At 71.2% G+C, this 13,154-nt stretch carries 10 protein-coding genes and 3 pseudogenes; 7 read left to right on the top strand and 6 right to left on the bottom strand.

Annotated elements, in window-relative coordinates; translation table 11 throughout:
* Positions 1-78 precede the first annotated feature (78 nt).
* Positions 79-404 (bottom strand): annotated as a pseudogene (locus ABZ261_RS19260) (IS630 family transposase); the annotation flags it as partial.
* Between the two features lie 578 nt (positions 405-982).
* Positions 983-2,278: an MFS transporter gene (locus ABZ261_RS19255; protein WP_356860632.1), complete on the bottom strand. Its 1,296-nt coding sequence runs from the start codon at positions 2,276-2,278 to the stop codon at positions 983-985.
* Positions 2,279-2,599: 321 nt separating this feature from the next.
* Between ABZ261_RS19255 and ABZ261_RS19250 the strand changes: the two are divergent.
* Positions 2,600-2,722, top strand: a pseudogene (locus tag ABZ261_RS19250) (IS630 family transposase); the annotation flags it as partial.
* A gap of 70 nt (positions 2,723-2,792) precedes the next feature.
* Positions 2,793-3,161, top strand: coding sequence for a PqqD family protein (locus ABZ261_RS19245; protein WP_356860630.1), 369 nt, complete (start codon positions 2,793-2,795; stop codon positions 3,159-3,161).
* 723 nt (positions 3,162-3,884) lie between these two features.
* On the opposite strand, the gene ABZ261_RS19240 is transcribed toward ABZ261_RS19245, so the two are convergent.
* Together ABZ261_RS19240 and ABZ261_RS19235 are read right to left on the bottom strand one after the other, a co-directional pair.
* Entirely contained in the window at positions 3,885-4,919 is a 1,035-nt protein-coding gene (locus ABZ261_RS19240; protein WP_356860628.1) for a hypothetical protein, read from the bottom strand.
* Positions 4,916-5,863, bottom strand: a complete 948-nt coding sequence (locus ABZ261_RS19235) for a nucleoside-diphosphate kinase (protein WP_356860626.1) — start codon at positions 5,861-5,863, stop codon at positions 4,916-4,918. The genes ABZ261_RS19240 and ABZ261_RS19235 overlap by 4 nt, the downstream gene beginning before the upstream one ends.
* A 657-nt stretch (positions 5,864-6,520) precedes the next feature.
* Between ABZ261_RS19235 and ABZ261_RS19230 the strand changes: the two genes are divergently transcribed.
* Positions 6,521-7,000, top strand: a complete 480-nt coding sequence (locus tag ABZ261_RS19230) for a hypothetical protein (protein ID WP_356860624.1) — start codon at positions 6,521-6,523, stop codon at positions 6,998-7,000.
* A 56-nt stretch (positions 7,001-7,056) separates the two neighbouring features.
* Here the strand turns inward: ABZ261_RS19230 and ABZ261_RS19225 are convergent.
* Both ABZ261_RS19225 and ABZ261_RS19220 read right to left on the bottom strand, forming a co-directional pair.
* Positions 7,057-7,382: pseudogene (locus ABZ261_RS19225) on the bottom strand (transposase family protein); the annotation flags it as partial.
* Positions 7,383-8,236: 854 nt separating this feature from the next.
* Complete coding sequence (locus ABZ261_RS19220; protein WP_356860622.1) at positions 8,237-9,655, bottom strand: amino acid permease; 1,419 nt, start codon at positions 9,653-9,655, stop codon at positions 8,237-8,239.
* 625 nt (positions 9,656-10,280) lie between these two features.
* On the opposite strand from ABZ261_RS19220, the gene ABZ261_RS19215 reads away from it, so the two are divergent.
* The 4 genes from ABZ261_RS19215 (at position 10,281) to ABZ261_RS19200 (ending at position 13,149) form a co-directional block, all read left to right on the top strand.
* On the top strand, positions 10,281-10,403 hold the full coding sequence (locus ABZ261_RS19215) for a putative leader peptide (RefSeq protein WP_356860620.1): 123 nt from the start codon (positions 10,281-10,283) through the stop codon (positions 10,401-10,403).
* 78 nt (positions 10,404-10,481) lie between these two features.
* Positions 10,482-11,369 (top strand): glutathione S-transferase C-terminal domain-containing protein, encoded by an 888-nt coding sequence (locus ABZ261_RS19210; protein WP_356860618.1) that lies wholly within the window; start codon positions 10,482-10,484, stop codon positions 11,367-11,369.
* A 208-nt stretch (positions 11,370-11,577) separates the two neighbouring features.
* Positions 11,578-11,757 (top strand): putative leader peptide, encoded by a 180-nt coding sequence (locus tag ABZ261_RS19205; protein ID WP_356860616.1) that lies wholly within the window; start codon positions 11,578-11,580, stop codon positions 11,755-11,757.
* 150 nt (positions 11,758-11,907) lie between these two features.
* On the top strand, positions 11,908-13,149 hold the full coding sequence (locus ABZ261_RS19200; RefSeq protein WP_356860614.1) for an LLM class flavin-dependent oxidoreductase: 1,242 nt from the start codon (positions 11,908-11,910) through the stop codon (positions 13,147-13,149).
* Positions 13,150-13,154 lie beyond the last annotated feature (5 nt).

Below are 13,154 nucleotides of genomic sequence, written 5' to 3'. Positions count from 1 at the left end.
GACAGCCGGGCACTTGACACGCCGTACGACCATCGCGATCACCACCGGAACACTGCCTACTGAGGGGGAACTCCGTGATGTCGCCCATTCTTGGGCGGCGGCGACTCCCGTGGATCGGCGGCCTTGTGGACGTTGAGGTTGAGGCAGTCCCAGACGAGGACGGTCGGGCGGCCGGGCTGCTGGTGTGCGGCAATCAACAGGTCCCGGTAGTCGCGCCAGGAAAAGCTCGTGCGTCCGTCGCGGTTTGCGTCGTCGCGGTGGGGCCGGTGGATCGGCCTCGGGTGGTGGCCTGGTCTGTAGCAGGTCAGAGCGGCGATGGAGTCGCGTCCGCGGGAGCGGCCGCGGACCCGCACTGCCGGGGTGCGGCCGCGCTGGGACCAGGTCTTCGTGTGCGGCGGCGTCATGGAGGAGCCGGCTTCGTCCTCTCGGACGAGCCAGGCTCCACTCACCGCCGCGAGGCTTGCGCGCAGGGCCGGGTCTCCTTCCCCTGGCCGGCCGCGGCCTCGTCGTCGCGTTCCAGGGCCCGGCGGGCGGGGGCCTGGCAGGACCAGCCGTTGCGGACCCAGCAGCTCGCGCACGCCCTGAATGGTGCAGGTCAGGCGGAAGCGCCTGCCGGCACGGTTCTGATCCGGCCCGGGGTCCGGCGCTGGTCCTCCCAGCAGTGCACTGCCGGCCTCCTGGCCGGCTCCGCCTCCAGCCGCGAGAACTGCTTGCGGCTCTGTCCCGGGAGCGACGCCGGCCCCCGTGACCGCGGAGCGCGCGGTCCGCCTTCCTCCCGCGCCTGCCGCCACCGCCGCCGCACCGACCGGACGCTGACGCGCAGGTCCTTGGCGGTCAGCGAACTCGCCTCGCCCCGGGCGAACCGCACGGCCGCCCCACGACACACGAGTTCAACCTCAGCATGGAGCGTCCACGAGGCGTCGTTCGTGCCGTCCATGCACTCGCTCACAAGATCAGCGACAGAGCCCTTTCGTCCGGCCGATCATGACGCGGCGGATCGCTGATCAACCCTGTCCTTGAAGGTCGCCCGAGAAAGGGGATGAAAGGCGCTGCCGGCCAGAAAGAACAGTACGGCGATGGTCAGCCATCCAGGCACTCGAAGCGGCAGAACGAATGAGGTGACAGCGATGGGGCCGAGCAGTGCGCCGGTGGCGGTTCCACTGTTGAGAACGCCCTGGTAGGAGCTGGATGCCGTTGAATTACCCAGCGTGAAGCTAAGGCTCCATACGCCAGCGGAAGACTGGATTTCCCCCAAGGTGAGCACCGCCGCACCCATCAGTATCAGCACGCTGCTCCCCAGTTGTCCGAAAAACGCGGCACAACCGAATGCGGCGCAGGCGACCGCGAAACTGACTCCGGAGCGAAAGCATGCGGTGGTGGCTCGCTTCGGGTCATCTAGACCTCGACTTAGGCGCACCTGAAGAAGGATGACCAACGCCGTATTGAGAATGAGGCAACCGGAGATTATGATAGGTGGTGCCTTTGTGGCTGTGGTCACCCACAGGGGAAGGCCGGTCTGCAGTATGGCTATGTGCAGTGCCAGGATCGCGCTCAGCAGCGTTAGCCCAACGAACGGGGGATTGCGTAGCGGGTTGACGCTGGCGGATCCGGCCTTTGCGTGTGGTTCGCGTTGATCGCCGGGCCGAACGGACCTGATCTTCGCCATGAATCCGGCAGTAATCAGGAACGTTGCCGCATCGACGGCAATGAGGGTGCTGTAAGCCAGCGGGGTGTCTGCTACCAGCGCGATGGCCGCCAGCGCCGCTCCTAGGCCGGTGCCGGCATTGCCGATGGCGCGAATGTAGGCACGACCGCGCAGGCGTTCAGCAGGCGGAAATACCTCGTAGACGAGAGCGTTACGTACCGAGATCGCGCCCTGATCCAGGAACGTAACAGCGGCGACGGCCGCGAGAAAGGCGGGAAAGGAGCTGACGAATAGATATCCGGTTACGCCGATGCCTTCGGCAATGAGCAGGGTGGTCAGCACCCGGACGGTCCCCAGGCGATCGGCGAGAATTCCCACCGGATAGCCGGCGACGATACCGAAGATCCCAGCCACTGTGAGGCCGATACCGAGCTGCTGCGGGGGTATCCCTCGGACATGGGTGAAGAACAGGATACTCGTCGCAACGAACATCCCGTTCCCCACGGTGTTCACCAGTGTGGCAGCCGAGAGGAGTAGTAAAGGACGGGAATTGAGATGCCTAAAGGGTCCCTTTAAAGCCTGATATAAGCGTTTTTGCATGCCGAAAATCAACTCTCTCTGGGTGAGTCTCAATTCACGTCAATCGTGAATATGGGCAAAGGGTTCGCCATCTCCCGCCGAGGATCGATCTTGGCAATCTAACCGATCTGTTGTCAACCTCGAACTACCGCATGAATTCTGTTACTCAGACTGAATACGGGTGGCGGGCTGACCGCCGATCGTCAGCAGTTCCGTGAGGAGTTACGGCTCCGGGCGGCTGAGCGGTTCGCCCGAGGCGAGGCGGGTTCGGGGTGCGCAACGGACAGGGCTCCCGTGCCGTTGAGGGAGGTGTTCGGCGTCTCAACTCAGCAGCGGTGCAGACTCCCGCCACACCGCCGTGCACTCGTCAACCTCGTGTACCTGCGCCAGCGCGTCCGGACCCCGGTGGGGCGGGTCCGCGGCCGCTCCCGAGGACGCATCTCGACTGCCGCCGTGACCTGCTGCAAACTCGGCCACCGCCCGAGACTGACCTACCGGAACTCAAGCCGGATGCGGTGGTCGACCGGGTCGTGGATATCCGAATTCGGAAGCCCAGGGCAACCTCTGAGTGTCCGGGTCGGGCGAAGTCCTGGAGTTGAGCGACACCGCCGCCTTCATATTCCGCCAGATCGACGGAGTTCGAACGCTGGAGGAAATCTCCACCGTGGTGGCGAGCCATTACGACGCGGAGTTGGAGGAAGTTCAAGAGGATGTGCGGGACCTCCTGACCGAACTGCTCGTGAACGAAGTCGTCACAGTCGTCACACCGCCGAGGCCAGACGCGCCGGACCCGGGTCTGCTTCAAAGTCAACGAGCTCGTGCACGGTGGACTCAATGGGCTCTCGTGCAAGACGTAGCGGACATGCGGGCCGCCGAAGCAGCCATGGGCGACGTGCGGTTGACGTTGGTGGCTGCGGAAGGACGAGGTCGGCGTTGACCAGCCTGCCGACAGATGCCATATATGAAGTGAACCGTGTACGGGCGAAGTTTGGTCTGCTGCCCGCAGGGGCTGGATGAGGGTATGGCCGTCTGGGAGCGGGTGTTCGGGGCGGCGATGGACGTGATCGCGGACTGCTTCGCGCGGCCTGAGACGCGCGCGACGGCGATGGAGATGATCACCGGCTGCTGACGGAGTCGGACACCCGGAACCGCTGGACGCCGGTCCAGGCGCTGGAGCGGCACCCGCGAGTACGACCGGGCCCGGCTCGACGTCCGGGCCGGCGACACCCCGGCGGACAGCGGGAGAACGGCACCGGCGTCCTGGTCGCCCGCCGGCGCCTGGACCAGGGCCAGGTGACCTGCTGGAACGAACGCCCGCGGGGGCCGTACGAGTTCGGGGCAGGGCAGCGGGGCGAGCCGGGCCGGCCCGCAGGGCGGACGGTGGTCGTGGCAGCAGCTGGGAGTGCGAGGACGGCGGCGGCGATCAGTGAGAACAGCGGCCGGCGCTCCAGGAGTGGCGCCGCCGCCATCAAGCCGTCGCGCAAGCGTGCCGCCGGCGCCGACACGTTCTCCAGGACCGGCTACGACCGGAACCGCATCCGCCGTGTCGGACGGTGTCCGTCTTCACCTGTGAAGTCAGCGGAACACCACGGCGCCCCTGAAAACACCAGGACCCCGCACGCGCCACTGGCTGCTCAGGCGTGCAGGGCCCCGGGGACGGTCAGGACCGGCCAGGCCAGTGCCGGCGGCCCCGCCATTCGGCGGCGGAGCTGGGCGGGAGCAGGTCGGCGGAGGCCGGCCGTTCGGCGTCCAGGACCTCTGTGGCGACCCGTACGAAGTCCCAGGTGTCGACGGCCGGGTCGGCCGGGTCGAGCAGGCCGCACAGTTCGTCCCAGGAGAGGCGGGCACCACCTGAGACAGCGGACGTAACGCGGGCGAAGGCGTCCGCGTCGGCGATGGCTCCCAGCCGTTTCAGGGCGGCGTCGAGGTCGAAGTCGTTGGCGGGCAGCTCGGCTTCGAGGCGGGCCACCTCCTCGTACGCCTGCTGCCGGGCCCTTCGCGGGTCCGCCTCACGGACGCGGGTGAGCAGCGCGCGCCGCTCCATGCGGTCGAGGAAGATACCGACTTCACGGACGATGTCGGCGGGCTCGTCCGCCACGTGCACAAAGTTGATGATCTTGTTGGGCGGGTCGAGCACCGTGCGCAGGTGCTCGGGGCCGCGTGCGGCGGGGTCGGCCGAGCCCTTGAGGTCGGCCAGCCGGACCGAGCCGGGTACGGCGGGGTCGTACCGGTCGTCGTGGACGATCAGCAGCAGGGACTCGGTGACGCTGTGCATGAGCGTCATCAACGCGAGCCGGTCGGTGGTGTAGACGTGCCAGTTGTACCGCCACAGCTCACGCATGGAGTGCCGGTTGTGCCGGATGCGGGAGCTGGCGAGAATGCTGAAGCCCTGCTCGGTGAGGTAGCGCAGGGTGCGATCGGCGCGGCGGGCCGCCAGGCCGTCGCACTTGAAGCTGAACAGCCCCAGTGGGCCCAGCGCCGCCGCTGCCGCGGCGCCGGCCGGCTCCCGTGTCCCGGCTCCGTCGGCGGCGCCCGCCGGCGGCTGCGCGCCGAACACGTCAAGGGCGTCCGCCCAGCACTCGCGGAAGTACAGATCCTCGGCGAACAGCTCCCGCTTGGTCGCCGAGGCGGTCAGGGCGGACCACTGCGCCTCGTCCGGAACCCGGGGGTCGTGTGTTGCGGGGGTACTGGTCATGCGGTCGCTCGCTTCCAGGACTGCGGGTCGGGGTTGGTGAGCACCTTGGGGTGGCCTGGTTCGTCGTACTCGATGACGTAGGTGCCCAGGACCGCCAGGTCCCAGCGGTCGGGGCGGGCGCCGAGGGCCTTGAGGTCTGCGGTGAACTGCCTCCACGCGATGCGTTCCCCGCGCTCCATTCGCGCCAGCGCCTCCTGGACGCTGCCGCTCGCCGGTCCGGGCCCGGCGGCGGCGACGGCCTCGGCGACCGCGCGGAGGGCGTCGGAGAGGGCGAGGGAACGGCCGGGGGCGGGGAAGTCGTGGAGGGCGCGGTCGAGGGTGGTCTTGTCCTCGGGCGCGGCGTCGCCGGCGGCGAGCGCGGCGTACAGGCCGCGGCGGGCGGACTCGCCGAAGAGCAGGCCCAGTTCGCGTAGCAGGTCGGCGGGCTCGTCCGCCACGTGCAGTTGGCTGAGCACCCGGTTCGGCTGGCCGAGCAGGCTGCGCAGGGTGCCGGGCCGCTGGGCCTCCACCGTGGCCGACCCCTTGAGCGTGGACATCCGTACGGTCGCGGGGAGTTCGTGACCCGGGCCGCTGCGCAGCAACAGCACCAGGGCGCGGCCGGCGCCGAGCAGGAGTTCGTTGACTGCGAGGCGGTCGAGGGTGGCCGAGGTGAGCTGGTAGCGCCACAGCTCCCGCCAGTGGTGCCCTTCGAAGCGGAAGTCGCGGACCGCGGCCACCTCGAAGTCGTGCTCGGTGACGAACTTCAGCACCGGATCCAGTCTGGCCGCGGCCAGGCCGTCCGGCTTGAGCATGAGCAGGGCGGTCTCCCGCAGCACGGCGGGCAGCCGCTGGGGGCCCAGGACCTCTTCGGCGTCCCGCAGTCCTTCGCGGAACCAGGTCTCGCGGGCGTACAGGTCCTGTTTCTTCTGACTGCGCGTCAGCTCCGACCAGTTGAGCGTTGCCATCGGACCCTTCCGTCGTGCCGGTGTGTCAGTTGCGTCGGTGTCGGTGTGTCAGGTCTGCCGTCGCCGGGACTCTAGCAGGGAGCGCATTTCGGGACGGAATCACGTGAGACGCGATTTGGGATTGCGGCCCCGGCACCCCTCCAGACGAGACGACTTCCATGTTTGAAGTGCCCACCGGCATCGTCCGGCGTGGGTGCGCCGGGTCAATCCGGACATATTCGATGAGGTCCGGGTTCGGTTGGGGTCGCCGAGGGTGCCCCAGGTAAAGAAATCCCGGCGTATATGTGTCCGGGGAGCCGCGGCCGTCCCTTGACGATCGCTGTCACTATCCGGTTAATTCCCGGCAGCGGGAAATCCCTTCCCGAAGAACGAGCTCGTCGAGCTCATTCCTTCCGGTGTTGCCGCCGAGCGCGCCGTCATGGGCGTCCGTGAGCTGGAGGCCTTCCGCGCCGCCGGTTCTTTCGTGCCGGCCTCGAAGCACGGCCTCGAGGTCATCACCGGCGCGAGCTGCGAGGCCGGCGCCTAGTAATCGAGCTGCCGGGCGGGTCGTACAGCGTGAGCCGGCGGCCCGTCCGGCACTTGCCGCAGTACCCGAACGCACCTCGGAGCCCATCGCTCCGCGATATCCCGTCTTTCGTCGCCGGATAGGACAAGGTCATGACCGACACTTTCGCACGCGAGCTCCCCAAGGTTTCCGTTGTGACCTCGCACGGTCGGCAGCTGCTGAGTGGCGGAGCCGACGAGCGCCTGATCGACATCCTCGGCCGCAACCATGTGCCCTGGTCCGCGGTGGCGGCCTATGTGGTGCCCAAATCCGGTGGCGACCCGCGTCTTTCGCCCTCGCTCGACCGTACTCTCGCCGATTTCGAGGACGCCTCCGAAATCCTGCTGTACTTCAACCGGAACGTGAACCCGTTCAATTTCTCGATCGAGAATTTCAAGACGATCGAGAGCGACGACCCGGGCAGTGAGGCGACCGAGTACGTCTACCAGCGGCTCGACAACGAGACGGGCCTTGCGGAGTCGTTCCTGAAGAAGCTCAGCCCCGAGGAGTGCCGCCAGATCATCGCCGACCGCGTCGGCGACACCGTGCGCGCCGCGGTTCCCCCGCTGCGCCGCACGCGCGACCTGACGTGAGCGCGGGGCCGGCCACGGCCGGTGAATCCGGGACCGTACCCGGCCCACTTCGCACACCGGAAGACATGGTGGGTGCGGGCCGCGGCCGGGTGATGGGTGCGGCCGGGCGGCATGGGCGAGATCCACAGCGGCTTGCCACGGGATCGGTCACAACCCGTACATTCACCCTGTGACAGCGGTGCTTCCGGGAGAAGTCCGCCCGGCTGTCGCCGACTCGGTCGCATTCGGCGAGCGTGTCGTCGAGCAGGACGTGTTCAGGACCGGTCTCCCGCAGGACTCGCAGCAGTCCAGGTGCCCGCCGGGACAGGTGATCGCCGGCGGCCGTCACGTACGCGTGGGCGGTGCCGGCGAATATGCCGAAGCCGGCGGCGATCTGCGCGAGTGGGTGAACCGCCCCGGGTTCGGTAGGGATCTCAGGCGGTGGCTGTGGAGCTGAAGCGCGACCGCGAGAAGACGGCGGTATGCAGTTCCCGGACCCCGGCAGCGCGCGGGTGCCGTTCCGCCGGCTCGCTGACGATGCTGCGGATGGCCGGCCGGTCCCGGACTTCCCCGGGGCCGGCGCGATATGCGGACAGCAGCGCCTGAGCCGCCTGGGCGGGGCGCTGCCATGCCCACCAGGCTCGCGCCATGTCGGTGCTCAGGCGTGCCTTCCGCTCAGCTGTGGCAAACTGCTCGGGCCGCAGATCCTTTCCCGTATCCAGGGCGGCGCCCGCGTCCCCCCCAGTGCCCAGTGCACACTGCGGCATACAGGTCGACGGCGACGGCTGCCGCGGAGGCGAGGGGGGAGCCGGACACTTGGGGAGCCCTGTGCTCCCCGACCGCGCAGACAGATGGCCGTCGTGGCCTGAGACCAATAGAGCCGCCGTCTGGTCCCCAACTGGTCCACAAGGGGCGCGGCCGTCCTGCCTCTTCGAAATGGCTCCTGTGTCTGACGCCCGGTGCATCGCAATGTGCTCGGCCAGCGCGAGTCCGCGCACCTGAACGGCACGCACGGCACCGCACGCTGTGCACCCGGCTTTCTCGCTGTATATGCGGACAAACTGGATACCCCTTACTCCTGGGGGTCAAGGGGTCGCAGGTTCACATCCTGTCGTCCCGACAGGGGAAACGCAGGCCGGGGGCCGTTCCAGAGCGATCTGGGACGGCCCCCGGCCTTTCCGGCGTGTCGCGGCGTGCCGCCGGGTGGGCCCGCACGGCGGCCGGACCGCGGTGGCGGGGCGGGCGGCCGCCGTCGCTCTACGGCGCCGTGGCGGCCGGGGTCCGCTTCCGCTCGCGCCGCGCCGCCATCACGGCGTACACGACGACCCCGGCGAACAGGAACAGGACGCCCTGGTAGACCGCCGCGTAACCGGCGCCCGCCATCAGCCACAGGGAGAAGGCGGCCGCCACCGCGGTGACCGCCGAGTCCCGCACCAGGCGTGCCCGGTCGACCGCCTCGGGGCGACCGGCGACCAGGTGGAAGATCTGCGCGGCGGTGGCCAGCAGATACGGCACGGTCGCGGTGAACGTGGTCACGAGGACCAGGATCTCGAAGACCTTGCCCGAGCCCGAGAGGTAGTTGTACACGGTGAGCAGCGAGGCGAGGACGACGGTCACCCCGACGCCGACCGTGGGCACGCCCCGCCGCCGGCGCGTGAAGGCGCCCGGGAACAGGCCGTCGCGTGCCGCCGCGTACGGCGTCTGCGCGCTCAGCAGCGTCCAGCCGTTGAGGCAGCCGGTCATCGACACCAGCGCCGCCAGCGCCACCGCCGTACCGCCCCAGCCGCCGCCGAACATCGAGTTCACGGCGTCGGAGAACGGCGCGGTGGAATGCACCAGGCGGTCGTGCGGGACGGTGCCGAAGACCGCCAGTGTGCCCAGCAGGTACACCAGCGCGGCGCCCGCGGTGCCGATGACGGTGGCCCGCCCGACGTTGCGGCGGGGGTCCTTGACCTCGCCCGCGCTGACGGCGGCCGACTCCACGCCGAGGTACGAGAAGAGCAGCAGGGCGGCGGAGGCGGACACCGCGCCGACCGCGCCGTGACCGCTCGCGTCGAACGGCCCGAGCCGGTCCGGGTCGAAGAAGAACAGCCCGCCGACCGCGACCAGCAGCAGCGGCGCGAACTTCAGCACCGTGGACACCAGCTGGACGGCGCCCACGTACCGGGTGCCGGCGAAGTTGGCGAGGGCCGGCAGCCACTGCAGCGCCAGCGCGGCCAGACACGCGGTCCACCGGTGGCCGCCCACCGGGATCAGCACGTCCAGGTAGCCGACGGCGGCGACGGCGAGCGCGGCGTTCGACACCCACGTGGTGATCCAGTACGACCAGGCCGCGAGGAAGCCGGCGAAGTCGCCGAAGGCCTCCCGGGCGTAGACGTACGGCCCGCCGGTGCGGGGATCGCGCGCGGCGAGCCGGCCGAAGACCAGGGCGAGGGCGACGGCGCCGACGGTGAGCACCGCGAAGGCGACCAGGCTGACCGTGCCGTAGGGGGCGATGGAGGCGGGCAGCAGGAAGATGCCGCCGCCGATGATGTTGCCCATGACCAGCGCGGTGGCGACGGGCAGGCCGAACCGGCGGGCGTGCCTGCCGGTGTCGCCGTGCGGGTCCTCCGCGTGAGCCGTGAGGCTCTTCGCGGGGGCCGGAGCCGACGGGGTGGCGGTTCCGGTGTCGTGCATGGGTGGTGCGCCTCTCATGGAACTGACGTCCCCGGGGTCGCCGGGACGGGCCCATGGTCGGGGATGCGCCGTTCTGGCGCAAAATCGCCGCTCGTTGTCCCGTGCGACCCGCCCGGTCACGAAAAAAACGTCGCCTCAGGGCCGGCGCGGCGTGAGATGTCCTGCGGGGGAGGAGCGCGGGTAAGGCGTGTGCCGGGGCGCGTGGCCGCGGCGCCGGGCCCGCGCGGGGTGAGGGGCGCGATCCGCACGGCGGGGCGGTCGGGCGGCCGCTGCGCGCGGACCGTGGCCGTGCCTGCCGCATCCTCGCCCCTGCGGCCGTCCCGCCGTGGTCCGCGCCCGGGCGCTCGGCGGCGCAGGCCGCGGCCCGCCGGGGCGAGCGGACGGGGCGGGTGCCGGCCCCGGTGCGGCCGGCGTCTCCTCCCGCACCGCGTCGCCGAGACGCCGAAGCGGGGGCGAGGGCTCCGACTCCGCCTCGCCCGCCGCGGCTCGCGCACGCGGCGCGTCGGCGGGCCGCGCGACAGCGCTCTCACCCGGCCGGAGTCCGTGACGTGGACGTCCCCTTGACGCCGTGGGCGGCCGGATCGACACTCCAGCGAGGGAATCCTAGTGAAGAGGTAGGGAATCGATGGCGCGCCTGACAGCGGTCACCGGCCTAGCGGGCCGGACACCGCTGCGCGCGGCCCTGCTCACCTCCCGCCGTCACATCGACCTGCTGCGCGTCAGCAGCGCGATCAGCCTCCACCGCTGAACCGGACCCTTTCGCGCCCACGGCCGGCCCCCCTCGGGCCGGCGCGCCCGTCCGCACGCCCACCACCCGGGGAGACGCATGTCCACCGCTCCGCTCGCCGCCGTCCCGTCCGTCCGCCGCACCGCCCCGCTCCTCAGGGGCCGGATCGGCCAGGACGCGCGCAGCGGCCACTACGCCGTCCCGCACCGCTACCGGCTCCATCTGTCGACGGCCTGTCCCGACGGGCTGCGCCTCGCCGTCGGCCACAGCCTGCTCGGGCTGGACGCCGACTGTCCGGTCACCCTGCTGCCCGCCGTCCCGGACTGTCCCGGCGGCGGACACGCGGCGCTGCGCCCGCTGTACGAGGCGAGCGCGCACCACTACACCGGCCCGGCGCTGGCGCCCGTGCTCAGCGACGACTGGTCCGGACGCATCGTCAGCACCCACGCCCCCGACATCCTGCGCGACCTGGACCGCTTCGGGCACCCGGGCCGCCCCCGCCTGTACCCCGCGGGCCAGGAGTCGGTGATCGAGGCCGTGGAGCGGATGTGCGCCGAGGGCATCGAGGAGGCCGCCCAGCGTGCCGGGCAGGCCGGCGCCGGCCCGGCCGAACGGGCCGCCGCCCTGGACACTCTGCTCGACACCCTGGGCCGGCTGGAGCGGCGGCTCAGCGGGGAGGAGTACCTGGTCGACGACCGGATCACCGCCGCCGACATCGAGCTGTGGACGGCCCTGGTGCAACTGGACACCGTGCACCGCTGCCACCTCGACGCCTCCGCGGTGCACCGCGTCGCCGGCCACCACGGCCTGTGGGACTACGCCCGGCGCCTGACCGCCCGTCCCGCCTTCGGCCGCCACCTCGACCTCGACGGCATCGCCCGCCGCCACCACGGCCGCTGCCGGGGCCTGGAGGCCGCCGGAGCCGCCGTCCAGATCCTGGACTGGGCGGGCCACGCCGCGGACGCGGCGGACGCTTCTCGCCGGTGACGGCGGTGCGTCCAGGCCCCCTGTGCGGACGGGCCGTCGGCATCCGCACGGGTGACTGCCGCATGCGCCGCTCGGAGAGGCCGTGACCGTCAGCCCCGGGCCCCGGCTCGCCGACCGCGTCGGCGGCGCCGTCGGCCGCCCGGTCCGGGCCGGGACCAGGCGGCCCGGGAACATCCGGCGCCGTCCGGGCGTTGGACGTCATGACGAGATGCGCCAGGCGGACGCCCACCCGGCCCGCCAGGCCCCACGGAGGGAGGGGACCGCAGTGACACGCGTACGTCCGCGGGTCCGCCCGCCGCGCCTCACGCGCCCGTACCGCTCCGTCCGCCTGCACTCCCGGCCGCACATCGACCTCCAGCGCGTGTCCGCCGCGCTCTGTCGCCGCTGACCCCTCCCCGGCCGACCGGTCACCCCTGTCACTGCTGTCACTCCGTCACCTCGCCCTCTCGGGCCCGGAGTTCCTCCCGCCGCGCTCGCCCTTCGCCGCGCCCTGCCCGCGAGCCGGTGTTCCCGTACGGACATCAAGGAAGGCACCGACGTGTCCCCCACCCCTCCCGCGCCCCTGCATCTCGCCGTCGCCCTGGACGGCACCGGCTGGCACCCCGCGTCCTGGCGCGAACCGGTCGCCCGCCCCCGGGACCTGTTCACCGCCGGCTACTGGACCGACCTGGTCACCGAAGCCGAACGCGGCCTGCTCGACTTCGTCACCCTCGAGGACGGCCTCGGCCCCCAGTCCGCCCGGGTCACGGCGCCCGACGAGCGCACCGACCAGGTCCGCGGCCGGCTCGACGCGGTGCTCGTCGCCGCCCGCGTCGCCCCGCTCACCCGGCACATAGGTCTGATCCCGACCGTGGTGGCCACGTACACCGAGCCGTTCCACATCTCCAAGGCGATCGCCACCCTCGACTACGTCAGCACCGGACGCGCGGGCCTGCGCGTGCAGATCTCCGTCCGGCCGGACGAGGCCGCGCACTTCGGCCGCCGCACCGTCCCCCGGATCGAGGCCTTCGGCACCCCGGCCGCGCAGGAGCTGCTCGCCGACCTGTTCGAGGAGGCCGCCGACCATGTGGAGGTGGTGCGCCGGCTCTGGGACAGCTGGGAGGACGACGCCGAGATCCGGGACGTGGCGACCGGCCGCTTCATCGACCGGGACAAGCTGCACTACGTCGACTTCGAGGGCCGCTTCTTCCGCGTCAAGGGCCCCTCCATCACGCCCCGCCCGCCCCAGGGCCAGCCGCCGGTCACCGCCCTCGCCCACGACTCCGTCCCCTACCGGCTCGTGGCCCGCCAGGCCGACATCGGGTACGTCACCCCGCACGACGCGGCACAGGCCCGCGCGATCGTCGCCGAGATCCGCGCCGAGCAGGAGGCGGCGGGCCGCGCGGAACAGACCCTGCACGTCTTCGGCGACCTCGTCGTCCTCCTCGACGACAGCCCGGCTCAGGCGCGGGCCCGTCTCGACCGCCTCGACACCCTCGCGGGCGAGCCGTACCGCAGCGACGCCCTCGTCTTCACCGGAACGGCCCGGCAACTGGCCGATCTGCTGGAGGAACTGGCCGAAACCGGACTGACCGGCTTCCGGCTGCGGCCCGCCGTCGCCGGCCACGACCTGCCCCGCATCACCCGCGACCTGGTGCCCGAACTGCAGCGCCGCCGCCGCTTCCGGGACGCCTACGAGGCCGGCACCCTGCGCGGCCTCCTCGGCCTTCCCCGCCCCGCCAACCGCTACGCCGCCAGGCACTCGGCTCCGCTCGTGCCCGGCGCAGCCACCGCAGTCTGACCGCC

Source organism: Streptomyces sp. NPDC006193, assembly GCF_040613915.1.
Taxonomy (GTDB): Bacteria; Actinomycetota; Actinomycetes; order Streptomycetales; family Streptomycetaceae; genus Streptomyces.
Note: the sequence above shows the minus strand (reverse complement) of the source record. Positions and strands in the feature narration are given on the sequence as shown.